Consider the following 22,606-nt stretch of genomic DNA (forward strand, 5'->3'; position numbering starts at 1 on the left):
TAACAGAAAAAGTATATGATTATTTTTAAGAGGGGGTTCAATTTCCCTCATCTCAAACAATTCACCAAATTTAAATCACTTCTTTTCGCAGTTCAGCAGATAACGCAGTCGTCATTTCATAAGAAATAGTCCCAAACTGTTTTGCAGCCGCTTGTGCATCACTCATCACACACACTTCTTCTTTATCTGATTCAAGAGAGATAGAGTCCATAGAAACACGTCCTAGTATAGGTAAGCCCTCACTTGTTATATAAGGTTGAGCACTGTCTCCTCTGGACCATCCGTCACCATAACCCAGATCATAGGTAGATACCGTCATATCATGTGAAGCTATGAAGTCCCCTCCGTACCCTATGCGCTCTCCATCTTTTAATATTTTAGTTGATATCTTTTTAGCATATAGTGACATTACAGGACGTAGTGTTACTTCATCAAAAAGGTGTGGCAGTTCACTATATCCGTACGCACCTATGCCTACACGTACTAGATCTTCATCAAAACTTTTTGTTCTAAGAATAGCTGCTGTGTTATGCGAATGTACTCTTACATGCGTAAACCCAGCTTCTTTTACGCTTTCTTTCACACGCTCAAACTGTTTTTGCTGCCAAAAGAGTTCAGAGCTTAACTCATCTGCACTACGGTAGTGGGTCATCACACCTGTAAGTTCTAACCCTTGTGCTTTAATCAAAGTACAAGCTTCACCCAGCTCATCAAAGGCTATCCCGTTACGGTGCATTCCCGTATCTACTTTGAGTTCTACTTTTGCACCTTTTTGGGCTTCTTTGATATCTTCTAATGTATTGATAGTAAAAGAATAGACCTCATCTTTTATGATACTGTCACCCAATACCAGTATCGTTTCAAATAAAGATCTGATCACTTCTGCTTCTGCCGTTTTTCGTACCACTGCATGTCTGATACCAAACTCTGATGCCAGTCTTCCCATCAGTTCCAGTCCGTGACCATAGGCATTGTCTTTAAGGACAATTGCGATCTTTTCAACTGAGCCAGTTTTTAGTGCAATTTGGTTAAGATTATGATAGAAATTTTGTTTATTTATTTTAATAAATGCCATGACGAGATTATACAATATAGATAATAAATAAGGGATACGATGCAAAAAGATCTAAAAGTGGTGATGCCGGCAGAATGGGAAAAACAGCGTGCCGTACTCTTGTCCTTTCCTCATGAAGAGACAGATTGGCATGATCCCCATAACGCAGCAGACCTGGAAGCGAGTCTCTCACCTTTTATACGTATCGCTCAAGCTATCGCTTATGGAGAAGCCGTTTACATTATCTGTAAAAACAAAGAAAAAATTGCAAAGATGTTCTGTTCTACACGTAACATGACTTTCATAGAGATACCCACGAACGATACATGGATACGTGACTACGGCTACATCAGTATAAAAGAAAATCAGGAAGTGAAACTGCTTGACTTTACCTTTGATGGCTGGGGCGGTAAATTTGAAGCCTCTCTTGACAATGCTGTCAATACTGCTTTACATAAAAAAGGTTATCTTGGCACGACGCCCCTTGAACATATTGATTTTGTTCTTGAGGGAGGCTCGATAGAGAGTGATGGGGAAGGAACCATCCTCACGACTTCAGAATGCCTTTGCAACCCGAACAGAAACGGTGGACTGAGTAAACAAGAGAGCGAAGAGAAACTGCATACCTATCTGGGTGCACAAAGAGTGTTATGGCTGGACCATGGATATCTTGCAGGCGATGATACAGACAGTCATATAGATACTTTGGCCAGGTTTGTCAACACAACGACCATCATGTATGTCAAGTGTGAAGATAAAGAAGATGAACATTACGAAGCACTACAGGAAATGGAAAAACAATTGAAAAGTTTTACCACTTCAGAAGGCCAGCCTTATACGCTCGTTCCACTTCCCATGTGTGAAGCAAAATATAATGATGCACAAGAGAGACTGCCGGCAACCTATGCCAACTTTCTCATTACCAATGATGCATTGATCTACCCTACCTATGAGGATAAAAATGATACAAAAGCAGGAGAGATCTTTAAAGAGGTTTTCCCAGATAAAGAGATCATTCCTGTGAATTGTTCAAAACTGATAGAACAGGGTGGGAGTCTACACTGTTCTACGATGCAGATAGCCTATTAAAAAGGATTTTTATGAAAACAGCACTGATTCAACAAGCCTACCATGGCAGTAAAGATAAAACCCTTCAAGTCACTACAGAGAAGATAAAAGAAGCTGCACAAAACGGTGCAGAACTTGTTGTCTTACAGGAACTGCATCAAACAGAGTACTTCTGTCAAAGTGAAGATACCAAATTTTTTGATTATGCGGCCCACTTTGATTCTGATGTAGTATTTTGGGGTAATATTGCCAAAGAGTACAATGTGGTTCTGGTCACGTCACTTTTTGAAAAACGGACAGCAGGCCTCTACCATAATACCGCCGTCGTCTTTGAAAAAGATGGGTCTGTCGCAGGAAAATACCGGAAGATGCATATCCCTGATGATCCAGGATTTTACGAGAAGTTCTACTTTACGCCAGGTGATCTTGGTTTTGAACCTATACAAACTTCTGTGGGGAAACTAGGTGTACTTGTCTGCTGGGACCAATGGTACCCTGAAGCTGCACGGGCTATGACACTCAAAGGGGCAGACATACTTATCTATCCTACGGCTATAGGCTGGTTTGAAGCAGACAGTGAAGACGAAAAAGCAAGACAACTTGACAGCTGGATCACCATACAGCGTTCTCATGCCATTGCAAACGGATTACCCGTACTAAGCTGTAACCGTGTAGGTTTTGAAGCCGATAGTGCCGGTGTGATGGCTGGTACGCGTTTTTGGGGGAACTCTTTTGTATGTGGCGCACAAGGAGAGATGCTTGTACATGCAGATGATAAGAGCGAAACCATACTTTATGCAGACATTGAACATGAGCGTACCAAAGAAGTACGTGATATCTGGCCGTTTTTACGTGACAGACGTATAGAAGCGTATGAGTGTTTACTGAAAAGATATTGTGACTAACGTATCATTTCCGATACGTATTATAGAGGGTATTGTGAAGATCACTGCTTCTCGAACCACCACATAAAGGCGAACATGAGTCCTGGTGTTTTTGCGATACTTTCATCATAGAGAAGCTTCTTTGCTTCCTCTATGGGCAAATAGACAACCTCTATCTGTTCATGGTCTACACCACCGCCTTCACTCACCTTCATACTCTCATCGAGTTCGGCAAAGTAGAGTGTCTGTTTACTTCCTGCGAAGCCTACTGAGGTATGAAAAGAAGTGATTCTCTCGATGTTTTGGAGTGGGATATCATATCCACACTCTTCTTCTACCTCTTCTTTTGCAATTTCTGCCAGAGAAAGTTCTTTATCCACGATACCCGCACACAGTTCTATTGTCATACCAATATCATTGTTCAAGTAGACCGCAGGACGGAACTGTCTCACCAAAACAAATGATCTTTTTTCTTTATGGTAAAGAAGAATGGCAACACTATCATGTGCTTCAACGATCTCCCATGATTTTTGAATACCTTCTTGTTCGTATGTCGCAAATGCTGTTGATATAAACTTGGCATTGACCAAAGGCTGAAGTTTAAAGTGCTTGATCCGTTTTTCCATCTTCTACTCTCATGCTTGTTTGTTCATATCCATCCCACACAAAAGGGGTACTTTCTTCTTTGAGATATGCCAACATTCTTTCTTTCTTCTCTTTTGCATTCTTGATCACGACTTTTTTGTATTTTGTTGTGGACACATCCTTATATTTGGTAAATTTCTTTAAAACAGTATCTTTGATTGATGCCTTACGTAATACTCGCATTGGGTTTACCCATCTTCCATGTTTCTTCATTCCAAAATGCAGATGGGGTCCTGTACTTCGTCCTGTACTCCCAACATACCCTATAATCTGACCTTTCTTCACGCGCTGTCCTCTTTTAACACGTATACGACTCTGATGTGCGTACAGTGATTCATATCCACCGGGATGTTTGATCTTTACGACTTTACCATACCCACCCAAGCGACCCGAAAAAGTAACTTTTCCAGAATTTACTGCAAGAAGCGGTGTCCCTCTTCTTGCTCCAAAGTCTGTACCATGATGCGGGCGGTACCGTTTCAATATCGGATGATATCGTCTATGACTGAATGAGGAAGTGATACGAACATGACGTAAAGGCATACCAAAACGAGAAGAGATACTTTTGATGGGGACCCTACGGTAATAAGTCACTTTTTCCTTATCTTTAACCGTATATGCTTGAGACTTTTTAGTACTCGTGTAGCCATAGCCATCTTTATCTGCATAGATGAACTGCCGTTTCTTATGAGATTCATACGTAGCTATTTTAATATATGGCATAGAGTGTGGTTGACCCATTCTCGTTTTTTGTGAATAGAGAAAAGAAACTTTATCTCCCTTTTGAAACTTTCTCGTATTCACAGTACCCTTAAAAAGCTGTCCGATCTTATCTGCCAGAGCTGGATGATGTAATGCATTGTTCACATCTGTATAAAGATTTTGTTCTATGGTAACCGTAGCACCATGTTCTTTTTCTTTATACTCTATAGGAATAATATCGAAACTATACACATCACTGTTATGCGCTTTAGCCAATCTTATTTGCATCTCTTCCCCTATAGGGATCAATGCCTGCTCTAGTGTATCCTTGCTGTCTTTCAACTCATAAAAGAGTTGACCACCCTCAATTTCGGAGAGAAACTGAATATCTGCTTTTGAAATATCATTGAGTATCTCTTTAGAGATCTTTTTGGAGTCTAAATACTCTGAAAATGTTTCCCCTTTTTTCCAATATCCAAGCGTTACTTTCGCACCAAATAAGGAACTTGATATCAAGATCCATACCACTATATTTTTAAGACTTCCCATTCTCTACCATTATCCCTACTGCTTAGTTGGATATAATTATAACTTAAGTAGGTTAATCTACCCGCAACAATAAAGACATCAATAAACTTTTACTATATTACTTGTATAATCAATACCATTATTTAACACTTAAAGGACCGCTATGCACAAAATAGCTCTTATCGCTCTACTCTCTTTACCACTTTTTGCAGGTTTTTTCCCTCAAACAGTACACACTTCTGTTAAATCTGTAAAAGGAAATACCATTACACTCAACAAAAAGTTTCCTATCAATGGTATGAGTGGTGTGGTGATTCATAATTACGGCAATGACCTGACAGCTATCACCAGTCGTATCGCCCAAACTTCATCGGATGAATCCATTGCCTTGGTCAGTAAAGATATCCTGCATCATGATGAACTTCCTACCATCAAAACACCTGTTTCACCCAAAGACAAGGTCATTGGCGGATACCTTTATAATAATGTGCTTGTTTTAGCACCGGATGCAGATACCTATGCAAAAATCACCTCTGCACATCATAAAAAATGGATACATCCAGACCTTTTTGCCTTATATCTTTCTGTCGAAGGAGAAGAGAAGCCAACCAGAGAAAACCTTGCACGTTTTGCAAAAAAATATCAAGTAGGACTTGTCTATATCGTACGTAAAAACTCTGCTGTACTTTTAGACCCTGTTTCTGAAAAAATAGTCTCTCAAAAGTCTATGACAAATCTACCTGCCAAAGGAGTATTTCCTTTCTATATGCGTTTTAAAAAACGTGGTTCAGGATGGTTCGGCAGCGATGTTGAGGGTAATTATTACAACACAATGGAATCTTTATAAGGGAACACTATCATGTTAGATAACAAACATATAAAATATTTTGAAAAAATTGTCGGAAAAGAGAATGTCTATAGTGATAAAGCACACCTCATCGCATACTCTTATGATGCTACACGCACACGCTTTGAACCTGAAGCAGTGGTCTTCCCTAGAGATGAAGCGGATGTAAGTGCCATACTCAAATACTGTAATGAGCATCATATTGTTATTACACCAAGAGGCGCAGGTTCTGGATTTACAGGCGGTGCTCTGCCGACGCAAGGCGGTATCACCTTAGGTATGGAAAAGCACATGAATAAGATCCTTGAGGTCGATATGGAAAACATGGTAGCCGTCGTACAGCCAGGTGTCATCAATATGGATCTTCAAAAAGCGGTTGAAGAAGTAGGACTTTTTTATCCGCCTGATCCAGCCAGTGAAGAGTACTCAACCATCGGTGGAAATGTGAGTGAAAATGCAGGAGGCATGCGTGCTGCGAAGTATGGTATTACCAAAGACTATGTGATGGCGCTTCGTGCTGTACGTGCGAATGGAGATATCATCCGTGCAGGGAAACGTACTATCAAAGATGTAGCCGGATACAATATAGCGGGTATCCTCATTGCCAGTGAAGGAACACTTGCAGTCATTACTGAGATCACAGTGAAGCTCATACCTAAACCGAAGTTTACTAAAGCCTATATGGGGATATTCCCTTCTGTAGATGATGCGATGAATGCCGTATTCAAATCACTTGCAGCGGGTGCAAACCCTGTGGCTATGGAATTTATGGATGATCTGGTGGTCCAGGCATTGAAAGAGAAACTGGGCATCAAACTGCCGGAAGATGCAGGTGCACTGCTCATAGGTGATGTCGATGGAAATGTGATAGAAGAGGTAGAGTTTCAACTTGATACTCTGGAAAGATCATTTAAAGAGAATGGTGCCCAAGAGTTCATTGTTGCACATAATGCAGAAGAGAGAAATGAACTCTGGTATGCAAGACGTAATGCTTCCCCGTCCATCACGATCTTTGGAAGCAAAAAACTCAACGAAGATATCTCTGTGCCAAGAAGTATGCTGCCTGAAGCACTTGAGCGTATCTATGCCATAGGTGATAAATATGGATTTAAAGTACCATGTTTCGGACATGCAGGTGATGGTAATATTCACGTCAATGTTATGGTTGATGGTTCGGATGAGCAACAACTTCACGATGGTCACAAAGCCATAGAAGAGATCTTTGAACTCGTCGTAGAGATGGGAGGAACACTCAGTGGTGAACATGGTATCGGTACAAGTAAGGCACCGTTCATGAACATTGCATTTAATGAGCTTGAACTAGACCTGTTTAAGAGTATCAAACACTCTTTTGACCCTAACAACATACTCAACCCGGGTAAAATGGGATTACCCAACTAATTATTCACCCTCTTTGACATAACCTCTAGAGGTATGTCACTTTGATTGAATGTATACATTCCCGTCAAAAACACGGGAATAGCGGAGGAATCAATGAACATGCAAAATAATCCTCAATTCACAAAAATATTAAAACACTATTACATCTTTTTACGTGACTTTTTAGGGGATCTTTTTGACAGTAGGCTGGGGCATTATGCATCCAGTTTGAGTTGGAGTACACTTTTCTCCATCATTCCTTTCTTAGTGATCATGCTTGCTATCTTTACTACTATGCCTCTGTTTCATACCATGTATGCAAAAGTGGAAGAACTCATTTTTGCCAACCTCTTACCTACAGAATCAACAGTCATTATGGAATACCTTAATACCTTTGTAGCCAACTCTGATAAATTGGGTTATATGGGTGCATTGTATGTGATATTTGCTGCAGTCATGTTTTTCAAAGACTATGATTATATCGTGAATGATATCTTTTCAACATCCAAACGAACTATTTGGCAAGCCATTAAAACCTATCTTTTACTTATCATCGCCATACCAGCCATGATGGCTGCTTCTTTTTATCTCTCCGCTGAGATACAAGTGTATCTTGATAAAAGCAGTATCACCAGTATCATACATCTCTACGAAGTTATCCCTTATTTCATCATATGGATGATGTTTTACATTGCCTACCAACTCTCTCCAAATACCCCTATAGAGGTCTCCGCTGCCCTGATAAGTTCCTTCATTGCTTCTCTTGTATGGTATCTTTCTAAAAGTGCTTTTGTCTTCTATGTTATCCATAATAAGACCTATGCAAGTATCTATGGCAGTATCAGTATTGCACTTTTTTTCTTTTTATGGATCTATATCTCATGGGCTATCTTCATCCATGGGCTTAAATTTTGTGACCTACTGAACAAAAATGAAGAGATAGACCATATATGAAAACCGTAAGTAAATGACAACAGTTTGTCATTTATAGGTTTGGAACCGAAATGGTGGAGCAAGGCGACCCATGAAGGAAGACCCAGTATTCATAATAAAAAAAGATACATAGCATACAATAATGCTAAACCTTTAAGTGACCAAAAAAGTTTTTTACTCCATACAGCCCCTAGAGATATACCTATATATCCAAGTATTGCCCAGATAGGTAAAAGTGACTCTGTACTGCTTTTTGGAAGAGCAAACAATACTAACAACCCCGTATCAAAAAGACTACCCATACCCAATAGATGTAACCCCATCACACAAGGGTAAAAAGGAATGAACAGCAATGAAAGCAGAGGTGACAAAAGTTGATATCCATTCATCACAGGAAACACAGTATGTACAATAGGAAGCATCAAAAGAAAGATACCCAAAGGGATAAAAATAAGTGAAATGATCCATGTTTTAACACCTTTACTGTACTGCAGCAATAAAAAGATATAAAATACCCCTGCCACAGAAAGCCCAAAACTAAGGGAAACAAGCAAAGAAGGAAAGAGTGCCACAAGTATCAAGATGATTGTAGTTAAGAAGGTAAAACTCATTAGTTCCAACCCCAACAGAAGTACTATCCATCCGACCAGTACCATAGCATAGGAACGTACCAAAGAGGGAGGAAAATCTACAAACCATACATAAGTACCTAGCAGAATCATTGCCGTCAATCCTACATCAAAAAGTGCATGACGATAAGGGAAATAGTGTTGCTGCAGTGGTCTATAGAGTAACAAAATCAAACCATACACCAACCCCCACAATATCCCTAAATGAAACCCGCTTAAAGCAACAAGATGACTCACACCCAGCATACTGATCTTCTCTCTTAACTCTTTCTCCAAAAGGGTAGCAAAAAATATAGCATTGTAAAATGACTGCAAAGAGGACTTTTCATGTTGTGAAGCCACGTTCACCAATAGCCTGTCTTTAAAAGTTACAGGGAGAAGTTCTTGTGCTTTAATGCGGCTTTTCACATAAAAGGTACCTATATAATCAACAAAGGATATGTTCTTATTTGGAAATATCTGTAGACGAAGACGTTTGTGATCGAAAAGATCTTTACTGTAGTTCGTAGTATAAAAAGTCAAACCCTCTTTACTTCGAAGTTTAAGCACTTGATAACGTTTATTTTCTTTAGACTTTTGATAGGCATTCAATACTTTTGCATGGGTATAGTAAAAAGGTTTTGAAATAAACTGTTGATACGCTTGATATTCAAAAAAGAGCCGGATCAGTATCACCAATAGAAAAAAGAGTATCACCCAAATAAATGTTTTCTTTTCTGGGAATAGTTTTGGTTTTTCTAATTGCATGATGTTATATCCTTAGATCCCCATATCAGGTACGGGAATGACGAAATAACATTATACGTAATATTCTTATTATATAGCAGGTAAGTCTATATTTCCTGTATTCATAGGAATATCTGCATCTTCATACTCTATTTCAAAGGCTGGTCCTGTTGGCGCATCGACAAAACGTGTAAAGTTCTTTTGGAAAATAAGATTAACGGTACCCGTAGGTCCATTTCTCTGTTTCCCTATGATGATTTCTGCATCTTCCTCAGGTTTTTTTCTAAACTCGGACGTGTACTCTTTACCTTCGGCTTTGGCTTTCATCTCTTTTTCTTTCTCTTGCGCCTCACGATAGACATCATCACGATAGACAAAAAGGATGATATCGGCATCTTGTTCTATAGCTCCGGACTCACGCAGATCGGAGAGCATCGGACGCTTGTTATCCCTGCTTTCCACACCACGGTTAAGCTGAGAGAGTGCGATGATGGGTATCTGAAGTTCTCTGGCCAACTGTTTGAGCCCTCTTGAAATTTCAGAGACTTCCTGCTGTCTTCCTTCCCGTCCTTCACCACTCATCAATTGCAAGTAGTCTATAATGGCTACAGAGATTTCAGGGTGTTGTGCTTTCAGTTTACGCAGTTTACTACGTACATGGTGAATAGTTGCATATCCGCCGTCATCTACAAAAAGTTTTTTTGAAGAGAGATCCTGTGTCGCAGCAGAAAGATCACTCCACTGCTCATCTTTAAGGTCACCTACTCTCAGTGCCTGAAGAGGTATGGAGGTTTTTGCAGAAAGCAGTCTAAGCATCAGCTGTTCTGCCGGCATTTCCAGTGAGAAAAAAGCCACCCCTTCATTACGCTCTATCGCTTTGAGTGCCATGTTAAGGACAAATGCTGTTTTCCCCATCGCAGGACGTGCAGCGATGATCACCAGGTCACCTTTACCAAATCCTGACGTCTTATCATTCAGGTTTCTAAATCCCGTATCTGTACCGATCAGTTTAGAATTTCCGAGCGCTTTGAGACGTTCTATTTCCGCCATCATGGCCAAAGTGATCTCTTTAGATTCTCTAAAGTCATCTGATGTTGAGTTTTGTGTGATCTCGTAAAGCTTTTTCTCTACCAGATTCATCACCTCTTCAGCAGGCAGATCATCTTCTATCGTGACCTTTTTGATCTCTGTGGCAAGTGTAGCCAACGCCCTTTTGCTTGATTTTGCTTTGATCTCTTTGAGGTAAGCCGCTGTATTGGTAATAGGATTTGCTGAGAGAAGATCCAACATCGCTACTTCATCAAACTTACCCATAGCATTGAGTTTTGAACGTAGAAACTCATCATCCAATGGTTTCTCTTCTACCGAAAGTTCTTCCATCGCAGCAAAAACATGCTGATGAAAAGGCAGGTAAAAGTCATGTGGCTTTAACTTCGCCGCGATCTCTTCATAGATTTCAGGATCAAAAATAATGGCAGAGAGTACTGCTCTTTCGATATTTAGGTTGTACATGTTTTCCATTATTTATTATCCTCTGCGAATTTCTCTACTTCTTGCACAAATCTCTCAACCAACTCTTCTTCAGGGAGTCTTGCAACCACCTCTCCTTTAAGCATGACCAGTCCTGAGCCTTTGCCATACGCTATAGCAACATCCGCATGTTTGGCTTCACCAATAGCATTGACCACACAACCCATCACAGAAACATCCATAGGTGTTTTGATGTGTGCCGTTCGTTTTTCTACTTCTGCTACAGCTGTTACCAAATCCGCCTCTATTCGTCCGCAGGTTGGACAGGAGATGATGTTTAGTCCTTCTTTCATCCTGCCGCTGTCTTTGAGTATGGCTTTACCGACTTTGATCTCTTCTTCTAACTCACCGGTGATGGAGACTCTCATCGTATCCCCTATCCCGTCAAGCAACAAAGCCCCCAAACCTATGGAAGACTTTATCGTTGCATGGAAAATAGTACCTGCTTCTGTCACACCCAAGTGAAAAGGATATTCATTTCTGGGGCGTAACATTCTGTAGGCATCTACGGTTCTATCTACATCTGAAGCTTTAAGTGACACTTTGATATCTGTAAATCCAAGATCTTCCAAAAATTTGATGTTGTACTCTGCAGAAGCAACCATACCCTCTGCTGTTGCACCATACTTTTGATCAAACTCTTTTTCCAATGAACCGGCATTCACCCCTATACGTATAGGCAGGTTTCTATCCTGGCAGGCTTTGACGATCTCTTTTATACGTGATTTCTCACCGATATTCCCAGGATTCAGACGTATACAGTCCACCCATTTTGCTGCTTCCAGTGCAAGCTTATAGTTAAAATGAATATCTGCAATGAGAGGTAAAGAGATCTGTTCCTTAATGGCTTTAAGTGCAAATGCATCCTGCATCTCAGGTACCGCCACACGTACCATATCAGCCCCGGCAAAATGCAGACGGTTGATCTGCTCTACTGTCTCTGCTATGTTATGTGTATCACTGTATGTCATAGACTGTACAGAGATAGGTGCATCTCCGCCTACAGCGACATTACCTACATAAATTTTTTTGGTTTTCACTCTTTCTTTCACGGTTTGCCTTTTGAATAATTCTCTTATTTTACCCAAACAACCTACAACAGATATTAAGAGAATTCAACCGGGTCGAAATCTATCTCTATCTCTCTACAATCTACACGATGTAACGCCTTGAGTAAAGGGACTCTGTGCTTGGCTCTCAATAATATATGAAACCTGAATTTATTGGCTATTTTCTCTACGGGTGCTTTACCGTGTCCCACGATCTCCACCTCTTCAAATGCTTTGAGTTTCGTCACGGTATCCAGTGTGATTTTGCTTGCTTTGGTTTCATCTTTATGTGCGATGAGTATACGTGCCAATGAAGCAAAAGGAGGATAATCAGCCATCTCTAAAAATGCCAGTTCATCTTTAATGAAAAGTTCATAATCAGCCAGATAGGTTTGAAAAAATTCCGGATCACCGGTCTGTACTATGATCTGCGCTGCTTTTGCCCGTCCGCTTCGACCGGCAATTTGAAAGAGTAAGGACATCGCTCTCTCACGTGCTCTATAATCGGCCAGTCCCAAGATGTAATCAAGTCCCATAATGATACTCAAGGTAATATTTGCATAGTCATGGCCCTTACTCAGCATCTGTGTACCCAAAAGCAGTTGACTCTCGCCGCTTTCAAAACGTTTCAATGCCTCTTTCAGTTTTTTAGCCGTCGTGATACTGTCTTTATCAAACTGTTCTATTTGTATGCCTTCTACCGCCTCAGAGATCACTTCTATGGCTTCCACTGTTCCCATACGTTCGCTTTTGAGCGGTGTGTGCCCACAGTGGGTACAAGTATCCACTATCGCTTCCGTATAGTTGCAGTAGTGACATTTCAAGTGTCTGTGTTTTCTATGCAATGCCATACCGACGGAACAGTAAGGACACAAATGTGTCTTTCCACAGCTCTCACAATAAAGGTACTTAAAGTTCCCACGTGTAGGAAGAAACAGCAGTGACTGATCTCCCGCTTTATAGTGTGTATGTATGGCATCCAACATCGTATGGTTGATCCTGTCACCGGAAATGAACTTGTAATTTTTTTCTGTCTGAACATACGGTTTATCGAGCTTGACCACATCATATTTATAGTACGAACTCATCGAAGGTGTTGCAGAGGCCAATACCACTTTAGCACCCAGTTTACTCCCCATCAACACAGCCACATCGCGTGCATGGTAACGAGGTCTGGTCATCGCCTTATAGCTATCATCATGCTCTTCATCTACAATAATGAGCCCAAGGTTGGACAATGGCACAAAAAGAGCAGAACGTGCCCCTGCCACTATGCGTATTTCTCCTGTTTCTATGCCTTTGAGAATAGACTCTTTTTTCTTCTTGGTCAACTTAGAATGCCACATTGCCACGCACTCACCAAAATAGACCTTGAGACGTGTTTCCATTTGCGGTGTCAGTGAGATTTCGGGCATGAGAAAGATAGAAGTTTTCTCCTCTTCCAGCATCTTAGCCATGAGAGAAATGAAAATCTCTGTCTTCCCCGAACCCGTGACACCAAAAAGAAGCGCTTTGTCTTTTTTGGAGAGTTGCTCATAGGCTTTTTGTTGTATTTCACTTAACTTCGGAAGCATATTGCTTTCTATGCTTCCCGAAGATAATTCTGTTGCGGAAGAAAGTTTAAATGGAATAAAGAGAGAAAGTGCTTCACCCAAAGAAGAAAAATAATACTCAGAGATAAACTTTGCTACTTCCATCTGTTGATCACTATAATAACTGTCTGAAATAGAAGCGATCTCTGCTGTTTCAAACTCAGGCTTTGCCACCTCTTCGATGACAACAGCATCTTTGAGCGTACTCTTTAAAGGCACAGAAAGCACTGTACCCTTTTTTACTGTATAGTTAGATGCATAAGTCAAGCTAGGAGCACTTGACCTGAGAAGAAGAATTTTATAAAAATGCAAGTTATTGAGTCAAAATTTTACAATTCGCATCCGAGGGGTCACAGTCAAAACGGCTACTTGTAATATTAAAATCAGCATAACCTGATACAGGCATCATAAATCTATAGTTAGTACCAACCACCTTCCAGCATCCCTGTGACTTTCCTAATGTTGCACACTTAGGAACAGGGTATTCTAAAACTCTTCCTGTATTTCCATCTGCATCTGCGTTAAAAACATCAAAAGCATTATTAGCTGAATGTAAAGTAGTGATAGGGTGTGTAAAATCACCTTTTAAAATACGTTTTTGTCTTTCTGTCGCAATAGCACTTCGTACAGATCCTATCGTTGCTTTAGCTTTTGCAATTTCTGCATCCCCTCTAGTAGCCGCAAATTTTGGTATAGCTATAGCCGATAATATACCAATCACGACAATAACAAATACAAGTTCAATCATTGTAAATGCTTTATGATCTTTATGAAACATGGTTAATCCTTCCCTCTTTTTTATGATTATATCATAAATTTTACTCTAAACTATAAACTCTTGTTCCACCGGCTGTACTTATATCATTAAGTTTTCGTATGAGTTTAGAAGCGGTCACTGCCGCGGGTGTAATAGTTGGATTTAAGTCGGTTACGGTTAAGTTATATTCAGCACCCGCATGTATACCTTGTATTTCAACAATATCCTCACCATTACACATATATGTTATCCCATTGTTTACAAAAGAACCTTGAGGACTGGAAACGCCATCTCCCTCTACTACTGCTATATTAAGGTTTGTCATCTCTTCTATTCCTGTCGTAGAAAATTCCCTATAGCCCTGCACCGCATAGTGATGACTCATTTCAGAAAGAAGCTGCTGTACTTCCTGTGTACATTTTGCAGCATTCGCATCATCTCTACTTGCTGCCAATTTAGGTATGGCCACTACTGCCAATATGCCGACTACAAGCATTACAAAGATTAATTCTATCTGAGTAAATGCTTTACGCTGATTACTGTTCATATTGGCTCCCTAATGAATTATACATTTTATAATAACATTTTATTATTAAAAATTAAAAGAAAGATGTATTTTTAAATTAAAGTCCAAATATTTTTGAAGAGCTGCCCCCAAGGATATTTTGAGTAACATCTTGCGCTACAATTTGAGATACAGGTGTGGTTCCTGCAGTTACCGTAACAGTCAAATTATAGTCTGCACCAGCATTTTCTCCTACCATACTCACAACATCTTCATTACCACACACATAGGTAATACCTCTGGTGTCCACTACTGTATCTGCTTTGATACCTTTTGAATCACCCGCAGAGTATATACGAATATTTGTCATATCTGATATAGTTGTAGACTTAAAAGTTGCATTTCCCAGTTTTGCATATTCGGATGCAATTTCAGAAAGAAGCTGCCCTACTTCATGCACACAGACTGATGCTTCTGCATCATTTCTACTAGCCGCCAATTTAGGCATAGCAACCGCAGCCAAAATTCCAATAATAACAATGACAAAGATCAGTTCGATCATTGTGAATCCACGTCTCATCTATTATCCTTTATTCTTTAAATGATGCAACGGAAAATCACATCCATGAGAGGTAAGTATAGCATTAAAATGTCAAATATTATATATTAATGAGGGATAGTAAATAGTCAAAAGTTATATATCAAATGTAGAAATGTATTCCTTCCCACCTAACAGTGGAAATGAATACACTAATGCGCCTAAAACTGTGAAAGAAAATTCCCTTCACAGTACAGCACGAGAATGAACTATAATGTTTTATAGTTCGTATTGCTTAGGCGAAGTTCCACCAATATTCTCCAAGACACCTTCTGCAGCTTTTACAGCAGCTGGTGAAGTAGGGGTAGTAATATCTGTTGAAACTGATAAGTTAAAATCTCCACCACCAATTTCAGCAGTTACAACCATTACGTCTTCACCACCACATACATAAGTGATAGTATCACCATCTTGAGCTAACTTAGCAGTTGCAGCATCACTAATTCCGTTCTCTGTAGTACCAGCTGCTACTTTTATATTTGTCATATCTGCAATATCTGTAAGGATAAAGTCTGCATAACCTAATTTTGTATACTGCGCTGATATTTCCTGTACCAATTGACCAGACTCATGTATACAAGTTGATGCTTGTGCGTCATCTCTAGTTGCTGCCAATTTAGGTATTGCTACCGCTGCTAAAATCCCGATAATTACAATTACAAAGATCAATTCGATCATTGTGAATCCGCGTCTCATGTTAGTCATGATTAACTCCTGTTAAAATAAATTAGTATCAATTCAATAATTGACCTCGTTAAGTATACTCAAATAAATGTCAAAAAAAAGTAAAAAGTAATAAAAAATTGTAAAAAAGTATCTTTATTGTTTACTTTATGGGACATTTTAATATAATTTTTCATTATTTAATAACTTTTTATTTTTTAATTAAATAAATTTCTTTATCTCATAACTACCTTTATACAATCTTTATCTTTTACAAGTATAATCTATGAAAAGCTTCTTAAAACTCTTTACTTTAAAGGATTATCCTATGAAAATACAAAAAGAATGGTCATCATTTAGACTTACGCTTTTACTTTACGCAATTATTTTTATCATACCTCTCACTTTTTATTTTGTATATACTTCATTTAATACTCTAGATGCCGATACTAAGGCCATACGTACTGCTGGGTGGTTAGAGGGTGCTGCTATGACTCTAGCCATAGATCCTTCTGATCAAAACAATCAACAGATGGTAAAGCATATTGATGATGCATTGCATAAATTATCTGCTTGGGTGATTCAAAATAATGATTCAGAGTTTTACATAGGAGGACAAACGCTTGTAAAAGACCTCTCAAATGTCACTAATGATTGGAATGTATACAAACAAGCACTGTCAAATCATGATATTGGTACAAATATTAAAGAAAATAGTTTAAAGTGGGACGACTCTGTAAGAAATTTAACCATTATCATTGAAAATATGATTTATCTAAAACAAAATAAATTGATCAATATGTTTTATTGGAATCTGGCTGCTGCCATGCTGTTTGCATTACTCTTGATCTACTTGGTTAGAGCCTATATCCATCAACAGATGAAGAAACATGCCATTCATGACCATGATACCAAACTCTTTAACAAAAAATATTTTTGTGCAGAACTGAAAACATCTTGTGCCAGAGCAGCACGAAACAACGCCCCCCTCTCTTTACTTTCTATTGCGATCGATGATCTGGGGGACGAGAGTAAGCACTATAGTCAAAAAATGCAAGCATATATACTTAAAACCTTTGGAGGGCTGATCACTTCTTTGACTAGAGAAAGTGATGTGGCATGCCGGTATGACGAAAATCACTTTTCTATACTTTTGCCTGATACCTCAGAAGAAAATGCATTGGTTTTAGAGAAACGTGTACGTGAAGCACTTGAGAAACATGATTTTGGTGTGGTTCCGGAACTCAACTTCAAGTTCGCAACAGCCCATCTCAACTTCAAAGAGTCAGCTGAAGCATTCAGAACCCGTACAGAAGGGTTGTTAAAATAAACGATGGAATGGTTTTTTATAGACCATCCAGCGTTTCAATAAGCAGTTCGATCTCATCTTCGTAAGAAGTAGCCTGTTTGGCTAAACGCAGATAGGCCTTGAGCAGTTTATCTGGCTTGTTATCTTGATATAGATTGACGCCTGCTGCTTCTAAGTCTTTGTTTACAAAGTCTGCAAACTCATCTTCCAGTTTTATCTCATAACGATTTCCTGAAACAGTAAGTGCAACATTTTTCATGATATCCCTTTATATGCTTATGCTAAGAGTGCTTCGACCTGTGCAATGATCTTTTCTATCTCTGAATCTTTCTCTTCAAGTTCACGTTTAAGTGCTGCTATTTGTGCCTCTTGTGCATTTTGAGACCCTGATACATTTGCAAGCTCTGCTTTAAGTTGTGTATTTTCACTTTTCAGTGCTTCATGATCTGCTTTCCACTGTGTGATCTTCTCTTGTAATTTTTGTAATGCCGCCATTTCATTCTCCATAATTTCTTTGTGTTATAATAGCGAAAATTTAAAAAGAAACAACATAAAGTAGAGGTTTATTTTGCCAAATTTCACGGTAGCCAGTCCATACCAACCAGCCGGTGACCAGCCCAAAGCCATAGAAACACTTTGTCATTCCATAGAAGCAGGAAATCAGTACCAAACACTGCTGGGTGTTACGGGTTCAGGTAAAACCTATACGATGGCAAAAGTCATAGAAAAGACCAGAAAACCCACCCTTATCATGACACATAACAAAACGTTGGCAGCACAACTTTACTCTGAGTTTAAAAGTTTTTTTCCGAACAACCATGTCGAATACTTTATCTCTTACTATGACTACTATCAGCCTGAAGCCTATCTTCCACGACAAGATCTGTTTATAGAAAAAGATTCTTCCATCAACGAAGAGTTGGAACGTTTGCGTTTAAGTACGACTGCGAACCTGCTGTCACATGATGATGTCATTGTCATCGCTTCTGTTTCTGCCAATTATGGATTGGGGTCGCCCGATGATTACCGTTCCATCGTACAGAAACTTTGTGTGGGTGATGAGTACAACCAAAAAGCCCTGCTCCTCAGACTGGTAGATATGGGGTACAAACGCAATGATGAATTTTTTGACAGGGGTGATTTTCGGGTTACGGGTGAAGTCATAGACATTTACCCCGCTTACTCTGAAGAGTTTGCCATACGTATAGAATTTTTTGGTGATGAGATAGAAGCTATCTATGAGTTTAATTCACTCACGGGAGAAAAAGAAGAAGGTATCAAAGAAGCTACCATCTACTCGGCCAACCAGTTCATCGTCTCTAAAGAAAAACTTGCCCGTGCGGTCAAAAGCATAGAAGAGGAGCTTGAGGAGAGACTTGCCTATTACCAAAAAGAAGACCGTATGATAGAGTACAACCGTCTTAAACAGCGTACAGAGTTCGACCTGGAAATGCTGGAAGGTACAGGGATGTGTAAAGGTATCGAAAACTACTCCAGGCACCTTACCGGGAAAAAAGCAGGAGAGACACCTTATACCATGATGGACTACTTTGAAGCCATGCATGATGATTATCTCGTCATTGTTGATGAGTCCCATGTCTCTTTGCCACAGTTCAGGGGAATGTATGCCGGAGACAGAAGCCGAAAAGAAGTGCTTGTTGACCACGGTTTCAGACTCCCTTCTGCACTGGACAACCGTCCCTTGATGTTTGACGAATATATCCATAAAGCACCTCACTTTCTCTTTGTTTCTGCTACTCCTGCCCCGCTTGAACTTGAGCTTTCCTCTGCAGTAGCCCAACAAGTCGTACGACCTACAGGGCTGCTTGACCCAGAGATAGAAGTGATCGACAGTACGTACCAGGTGGAAAACCTGCATGACAGGATGAAACCGGTCATAGCACGTGGTGAACGTGTGCTTGTCACAGTATTGACAAAAAAGATGGCAGAAGAGTTGACCACTTACTACAATGATCTTGGGCTTAAAGCCCGGCATATGCACTCAGATATGGATGCCATAGAACGTAACCAGACCATACGTTCCTTACGTTTAGGTGAGTTTGATATCTTAGTAGGTATTAACCTGCTTAGAGAAGGACTTGACCTTCCTGAAGTCAGTCTCGTAGCTATTCTCGATGCAGACAAAGAAGGTTTTTTACGTTCACGGACTTCTCTCATACAAACAGCAGGAAGGGCTGCAAGAAATGCCAACGGGCATGTGCTTATGTATGCTAAAAAGATCACAGATTCTATGCAGTTCACCATCGATACCACACAAGCCAGACGAGAAACACAAATAGCCTATAATAAAGAACATGGCATTACCCCACAAACCACACTCAGGGTCCTTGACACAGACCTCAAAGTAGAAGACGCAGGTGAACTCTACAATAAACAAAGTAAACTGGACAAAATGCCAAAAGCAGAACGTCAACAAATGGTCAAAGAACTCAAAGCAAAGATGCTTGCTGCAGCAAAAAATCTGGACTTTGAAGAGGCTGCCAGACTGCGTGACCAGATAGCAAAAATCAAAAAATTGTAGGTTTTTGCTATAATACACGTAAATCTTAAAGTATATAGGCAAAATGCATGGCGTTAGATCTCTCTTCTTCACAACTCTATTTTAACCGTGAACTCTCATGGCTGCAGTTTAACTCACGTGTTCTGGCACAGGCACTGGATGAACAGCTACCACCACTGGAACGCCTTAAGTTTCTTGCTATCTACGGAACGAACCTTGATGAATTTTATATGATACGCGTTGCAGGGCTGAAGGCACTCTATAAAGCAGGCGTACAGGAGACTGGACCGGACAAGCTGACGCCAAGCCAACAACTCGACCAAATACATGGTTACCTTCATAAAGAGCACAAAGTGTTGGAGTCATGTTATACTTCTATCATCTCGGAACTTCATATACATGGGGTCAATGTAAAGAACTATGATGCGCTCAACCAGGAAGAACAAGAGGAAGTAAAAGAAAAATTCTTTCATGAGATATATCCTGTGATCATCCCCATAGCTGTAGATGCGACACACCCTTTCCCCCACCTCAACAATCTTAGTTTTGGTTTGGCACTTACACTGGAAGATGACTCCAAACATATCAAACATGGACTTGTGCGTATCCCTAGAATACTCCCAAGATTTGTCCAGTTAGGACAAACATTTATTCCCATAGAGTCTGTGGTTGAGTACTTTGCCTCTGAACTTTTTCCTGGGTTCAGTCCACTGGCTTCAACACCTTTCAGGGTCACAAGAAATGCGGATATCGAGATAGAAGAGGAAGAAGCGGATGACTTTTTGGAGATCCTCCAGGAAGGTTTACGCTCCAGAAACAAAGGTTCGCTTATCCGTCTTGAACTCAACGATGGGGCAGATGAAAATCTTATAAACTTTTTACTTTCGCATCTTAACCTTGATGACAAAGACATTTACTCCTACAAAAGTCTTTCTCTCAACCTGGGAAGCCTATGGCAGATCGTAGGAGATAAAGCACTTTCACACCTTGTACTGCCTACTTTTGCACCCAAAATACTTCCTCCGTTAAACAGTGAAGATATCTTTAAGGCTATCGAGAAACAGGATGTCCTTCTTTACCATCCTTTTGACAGTTTTGAACCCGTAGTGCAATTCATCAAACAGGCAGCAGCCGACCCTGAAACGATCACTATACGGATGACACTCTATCGTGCAGGTCCAAACTCTCCTATCGTAAAAGCACTCATAGATGCAGTTCGTGATGGGAAACAGGTGATGGTACTTGTTGAGCTCAAAGCAAGATTTGATGAGGAGAATAACTTGCGTTGGGCAAGATTGCTTGAAGATGTTGGAGCACACGTAGTCTATGGTATACCTGGACTCAAAGTGCATGCTAAGATCGCTCAGGTGATCAAAAGACAAAATGGAAAGCTGAAAAGTTATGTCCATTTAGCCACAGGGAATTATAATCCGAGTACATCGAAGATCTATACCGATATATCATATTTTACAACCAAAGAAATTTTCAGTACAGATGCCACACACTTTTTTCACTTCCTCACAGGTTTCTCTACGCATACAAAATTAGATACACTTTTCATGTCACCTACACAGATCAAACCAAAGCTTCTCAAACTCATAGAGAAAGAGTATAAATATGGATCCGAGGGGCACATCATTCTTAAAGCGAACTCTTTAGTGGATACGGATATCATCAAAGCACTTTATATTGCTTCTCAAAAAGGATGTAAAGTTGATCTTATCATCCGTGGTATCTGTTGTTTAAAACCGGGGATCAAAGGCATTAGTGAAAACATTACTGTCTCTTCTGTCATAGGAAAATACTTGGAACATGCACGTATCTACTTTTTTAAACATGACAAAATCAAATGCTACATTGCTTCTGCGGACCTCATGCCACGTAACCTTGTAAGGCGTGTTGAACTTATGACACCTATCTTGGAAGAGACCCTTAGACAAAAGATAGAACAGATCTTGATGTTACAACTTGCAGATAATGCCTTACGCTGGGAACTGCAAGAAGATGGAAACTACACAAAAGTACCGCCTCTGGGTAAAACGGTAAACAACCATTTTGTCTTAGAAGAGTATGTCAACAAGATTCATGATAAAACAAAAAAAGAGACACCTGACTACGTAAGCCGTTTAGCAAATCGTATATTGAAGGAGAGTTAATGATACTAAAATTTAAAGAGTGGACACCCAAGCTCGGACCTAATGCCTGGATAGCAGAAGGATCTTCTGTCATAGGACGTGTAACCATGGGAGAAGATTCTGCTGTATGGTTTGGCTGTGTCGTACGTGGTGATGTACACCACATTTCCATAGGAGACAGAACGAATATCCAAGATCTCAGTATGGTACATGTCACACATCATAAAAAAGCAGATATGTCAGATGGACATCCTACTGTCATAGGTAATGATGTCACGGTAGGTCACCGTGTCATGCTTCATGGCTGTACGATAGAAGATGCCTGTCTCATAGGTATGTCGGCCACCATACTTGATGGTGCAGTCATAGGAAAAGAATCTATCGTGGGGGCAGACAGCCTCGTCACAAAAAACAAAGTTTTTCCTCCTCGAAGTCTCATCATGGGAAGTCCTGCAAAAGTTGTACGTGGGTTAACTGACAAAGAAGTAGAAGAACTTTATGCCTCTGCTGAACGTTATGTCAGTTTTAAAAATGAATATCAGTAAACATAA

The 22,606-nt window shown here is 39.9% G+C and carries 22 protein-coding genes; 9 read left to right on the plus strand and 13 right to left on the minus strand.

Annotated elements, in window-relative coordinates; genetic code table 11:
* Positions 1-70: 70 nt before the first annotated feature.
* Positions 71-1,075, minus strand: coding sequence for an alanine racemase (locus LDM93_RS07445; protein WP_223891684.1), 1,005 nt, complete (start codon positions 1,073-1,075; stop codon positions 71-73).
* 39 nt (positions 1,076-1,114) lie between these two features.
* Here LDM93_RS07445 and LDM93_RS07450 point away from each other — a divergent pair, with 39 nt between their 5' ends.
* Positions 1,115-2,143, plus strand: coding sequence for an agmatine deiminase family protein (locus LDM93_RS07450; protein WP_223891685.1), 1,029 nt, complete (start codon positions 1,115-1,117; stop codon positions 2,141-2,143).
* An 11-nt stretch (positions 2,144-2,154) separates the two neighbouring features.
* Positions 2,155-3,027, plus strand: a complete 873-nt coding sequence (locus tag LDM93_RS07455) for a carbon-nitrogen hydrolase (RefSeq protein WP_223891687.1) — start codon at positions 2,155-2,157, stop codon at positions 3,025-3,027.
* Between the two features lie 41 nt (positions 3,028-3,068).
* On the opposite strand, the gene LDM93_RS07460 is transcribed toward LDM93_RS07455, so the two are convergent.
* Entirely contained in the window at positions 3,069-3,632 is a 564-nt protein-coding gene (locus LDM93_RS07460) for an NUDIX domain-containing protein (protein WP_223891688.1), read from the minus strand.
* Positions 3,607-4,902 carry a peptidoglycan DD-metalloendopeptidase family protein gene (locus LDM93_RS07465; protein WP_223891695.1) on the minus strand — a complete coding sequence of 432 codons (1,296 nt, stop codon included), beginning with the start codon at positions 4,900-4,902 and terminating at the stop codon, positions 3,607-3,609. The genes LDM93_RS07460 and LDM93_RS07465 overlap by 26 nt, the downstream gene beginning before the upstream one ends.
* Positions 4,903-5,044: 142 nt before the next feature.
* Between LDM93_RS07465 and LDM93_RS07470 the strand changes: the two genes are divergently transcribed.
* The 3 genes from LDM93_RS07470 to LDM93_RS07480 all read left to right on the plus strand — a co-directional run bounded on the left by LDM93_RS07470 (position 5,045) and on the right by LDM93_RS07480 (position 8,062).
* The gene (locus tag LDM93_RS07470; protein ID WP_223891697.1) at positions 5,045-5,728 is read left to right on the plus strand and encodes a plasminogen-binding N-terminal domain-containing protein; all 684 of its coding nucleotides are present in this window, start codon (positions 5,045-5,047) and stop codon (positions 5,726-5,728) included.
* A gap of 12 nt (positions 5,729-5,740) precedes the next feature.
* Entirely contained in the window at positions 5,741-7,129 is a 1,389-nt protein-coding gene (locus tag LDM93_RS07475; protein WP_223891700.1) for an FAD-binding oxidoreductase, read from the plus strand.
* Positions 7,130-7,228: 99 nt separating this feature from the next.
* Complete coding sequence (locus tag LDM93_RS07480) at positions 7,229-8,062, plus strand: YihY family inner membrane protein (protein WP_223891701.1); 834 nt, start codon at positions 7,229-7,231, stop codon at positions 8,060-8,062.
* Positions 8,063-8,151: 89 nt separating this feature from the next.
* On the opposite strand, the gene LDM93_RS07485 is transcribed toward LDM93_RS07480, so the two are convergent.
* The 8 genes from LDM93_RS07485 to LDM93_RS11380 all read right to left on the minus strand — a co-directional run bounded on the left by LDM93_RS07485 (position 8,152) and on the right by LDM93_RS11380 (position 16,105).
* Positions 8,152-9,417, minus strand: coding sequence for a ComEC/Rec2 family competence protein (locus tag LDM93_RS07485; RefSeq protein ID WP_223891702.1), 1,266 nt, complete (start codon positions 9,415-9,417; stop codon positions 8,152-8,154).
* 69 nt (positions 9,418-9,486) lie between these two features.
* A complete protein-coding gene (locus LDM93_RS07490; RefSeq protein WP_223891704.1) occupies positions 9,487-10,917 on the minus strand; it encodes a replicative DNA helicase in 1,431 nt (476 codons plus the stop codon).
* On the minus strand, positions 10,917-11,978 hold the full coding sequence (ispG, locus tag LDM93_RS07495; RefSeq protein WP_223891706.1) for a flavodoxin-dependent (E)-4-hydroxy-3-methylbut-2-enyl-diphosphate synthase: 1,062 nt from the start codon (positions 11,976-11,978) through the stop codon (positions 10,917-10,919). Before ispG ends, LDM93_RS07490 begins: the two co-directional genes overlap by 1 nt.
* 53 nt (positions 11,979-12,031) lie before the next feature.
* Entirely contained in the window at positions 12,032-13,879 is a 1,848-nt protein-coding gene (locus LDM93_RS07500; RefSeq protein ID WP_223891708.1) for a primosomal protein N', read from the minus strand.
* A 1-nt stretch (position 13,880) separates the two neighbouring features.
* Complete coding sequence (locus LDM93_RS07505; protein ID WP_223891710.1) at positions 13,881-14,345, minus strand: type II secretion system protein; 465 nt, start codon at positions 14,343-14,345, stop codon at positions 13,881-13,883.
* A 40-nt stretch (positions 14,346-14,385) separates the two neighbouring features.
* On the minus strand, positions 14,386-14,871 hold the full coding sequence (locus tag LDM93_RS07510; RefSeq protein ID WP_223891716.1) for a type II secretion system protein: 486 nt from the start codon (positions 14,869-14,871) through the stop codon (positions 14,386-14,388).
* Positions 14,872-14,947: 76 nt separating this feature from the next.
* Positions 14,948-15,409, minus strand: coding sequence for a type II secretion system protein (locus LDM93_RS11375; protein ID WP_276571370.1), 462 nt, complete (start codon positions 15,407-15,409; stop codon positions 14,948-14,950).
* Positions 15,410-15,646: 237 nt separating this feature from the next.
* Positions 15,647-16,105, minus strand: a complete 459-nt coding sequence (locus tag LDM93_RS11380; RefSeq protein WP_374706128.1) for a type II secretion system protein — start codon at positions 16,103-16,105, stop codon at positions 15,647-15,649.
* Between the two features lie 313 nt (positions 16,106-16,418).
* Between LDM93_RS11380 and LDM93_RS07525 the strand changes: the two genes are divergently transcribed.
* Positions 16,419-17,420 (plus strand): GGDEF domain-containing protein, encoded by a 1,002-nt coding sequence (locus LDM93_RS07525; RefSeq protein WP_223891718.1) that lies wholly within the window; start codon positions 16,419-16,421, stop codon positions 17,418-17,420.
* Positions 17,421-17,436: 16 nt separating this feature from the next.
* On the opposite strand, the gene LDM93_RS07530 is transcribed toward LDM93_RS07525, so the two are convergent.
* A complete protein-coding gene (locus LDM93_RS07530; RefSeq protein WP_223891719.1) occupies positions 17,437-17,658 on the minus strand; it encodes a hypothetical protein in 222 nt (73 codons plus the stop codon).
* A 17-nt stretch (positions 17,659-17,675) separates the two neighbouring features.
* Positions 17,676-17,894 (minus strand): hypothetical protein, encoded by a 219-nt coding sequence (locus LDM93_RS07535; RefSeq protein WP_223891720.1) that lies wholly within the window; start codon positions 17,892-17,894, stop codon positions 17,676-17,678.
* Positions 17,895-17,967: 73 nt separating this feature from the next.
* Here LDM93_RS07535 and uvrB point away from each other — a divergent pair, with 73 nt between their 5' ends.
* Genes uvrB through LDM93_RS07550 form a run of 3 tightly spaced genes read left to right on the plus strand, consistent with a single transcriptional unit; the run spans position 17,968 to position 22,600 of the window.
* Positions 17,968-19,941 (plus strand): excinuclease ABC subunit UvrB, encoded by a 1,974-nt coding sequence (uvrB, locus tag LDM93_RS07540; RefSeq protein WP_276571372.1) that lies wholly within the window; start codon positions 17,968-17,970, stop codon positions 19,939-19,941.
* A 47-nt stretch (positions 19,942-19,988) separates the two neighbouring features.
* Positions 19,989-22,076: an RNA degradosome polyphosphate kinase gene (locus tag LDM93_RS07545; RefSeq protein WP_223891721.1), complete on the plus strand. Its 2,088-nt coding sequence runs from the start codon at positions 19,989-19,991 to the stop codon at positions 22,074-22,076.
* Positions 22,076-22,600 carry a gamma carbonic anhydrase family protein gene (locus LDM93_RS07550; RefSeq protein ID WP_223891722.1) on the plus strand — a complete coding sequence of 175 codons (525 nt, stop codon included), beginning with the start codon at positions 22,076-22,078 and terminating at the stop codon, positions 22,598-22,600. Before LDM93_RS07545 ends, LDM93_RS07550 begins: the two co-directional genes overlap by 1 nt.
* Positions 22,601-22,606: the final 6 nt, after the last annotated feature.

This window comes from Sulfurovum sp. TSL6, from assembly GCF_019972115.1.
Taxonomy (GTDB): domain Bacteria; phylum Campylobacterota; class Campylobacteria; order Campylobacterales; family Sulfurovaceae; genus Sulfurovum.

Excerpts from the sequence above, each read along its gene's own strand:
- LDM93_RS07445 (WP_223891684.1), bottom strand. The coding sequence starts at position 1,075 with ATGGCATTTATTAAAATAAATAAACAAAATTTCTATCATAATCTTAAC.
- LDM93_RS07450 (WP_223891685.1), top strand. The coding sequence starts at position 1,115 with ATGCAAAAAGATCTAAAAGTGGTGATGCCGGCAGAATGGGAAAAACAG.
- LDM93_RS07455 (WP_223891687.1), top strand. The coding sequence starts at position 2,155 with ATGAAAACAGCACTGATTCAACAAGCCTACCATGGCAGTAAAGATAAA.
- LDM93_RS07460 (WP_223891688.1), bottom strand. The coding sequence starts at position 3,632 with ATGGAAAAACGGATCAAGCACTTTAAACTTCAGCCTTTGGTCAATGCC.
- LDM93_RS07465 (WP_223891695.1), bottom strand. The coding sequence starts at position 4,902 with ATGGGAAGTCTTAAAAATATAGTGGTATGGATCTTGATATCAAGTTCC.
- LDM93_RS07470 (WP_223891697.1), top strand. The coding sequence starts at position 5,045 with ATGCACAAAATAGCTCTTATCGCTCTACTCTCTTTACCACTTTTTGCA.
- LDM93_RS07475 (WP_223891700.1), top strand. The coding sequence starts at position 5,741 with ATGTTAGATAACAAACATATAAAATATTTTGAAAAAATTGTCGGAAAA.
- LDM93_RS07480 (WP_223891701.1), top strand. The coding sequence starts at position 7,229 with ATGCAAAATAATCCTCAATTCACAAAAATATTAAAACACTATTACATC.
- LDM93_RS07485 (WP_223891702.1), bottom strand. The coding sequence starts at position 9,417 with ATGCAATTAGAAAAACCAAAACTATTCCCAGAAAAGAAAACATTTATT.
- LDM93_RS07490 (WP_223891704.1), bottom strand. The coding sequence starts at position 10,917 with ATGGAAAACATGTACAACCTAAATATCGAAAGAGCAGTACTCTCTGCC.
- LDM93_RS07505 (WP_223891710.1), bottom strand. The coding sequence starts at position 14,345 with ATGTTTCATAAAGATCATAAAGCATTTACAATGATTGAACTTGTATTT.
- LDM93_RS07510 (WP_223891716.1), bottom strand. The coding sequence starts at position 14,871 with ATGAACAGTAATCAGCGTAAAGCATTTACTCAGATAGAATTAATCTTT.
- LDM93_RS11375 (WP_276571370.1), bottom strand. The coding sequence starts at position 15,409 with ATGAGACGTGGATTCACAATGATCGAACTGATCTTTGTCATTGTTATT.
- LDM93_RS11380 (WP_374706128.1), bottom strand. The coding sequence starts at position 16,105 with ATGATCGAATTGATCTTTGTAATTGTAATTATCGGGATTTTAGCAGCG.
- LDM93_RS07525 (WP_223891718.1), top strand. The coding sequence starts at position 16,419 with ATGAAAATACAAAAAGAATGGTCATCATTTAGACTTACGCTTTTACTT.
- LDM93_RS07530 (WP_223891719.1), bottom strand. The coding sequence starts at position 17,658 with ATGAAAAATGTTGCACTTACTGTTTCAGGAAATCGTTATGAGATAAAA.
- LDM93_RS07535 (WP_223891720.1), bottom strand. The coding sequence starts at position 17,894 with ATGGCGGCATTACAAAAATTACAAGAGAAGATCACACAGTGGAAAGCA.
- LDM93_RS07545 (WP_223891721.1), top strand. The coding sequence starts at position 19,989 with ATGGCGTTAGATCTCTCTTCTTCACAACTCTATTTTAACCGTGAACTC.
- LDM93_RS07550 (WP_223891722.1), top strand. The coding sequence starts at position 22,076 with ATGATACTAAAATTTAAAGAGTGGACACCCAAGCTCGGACCTAATGCC.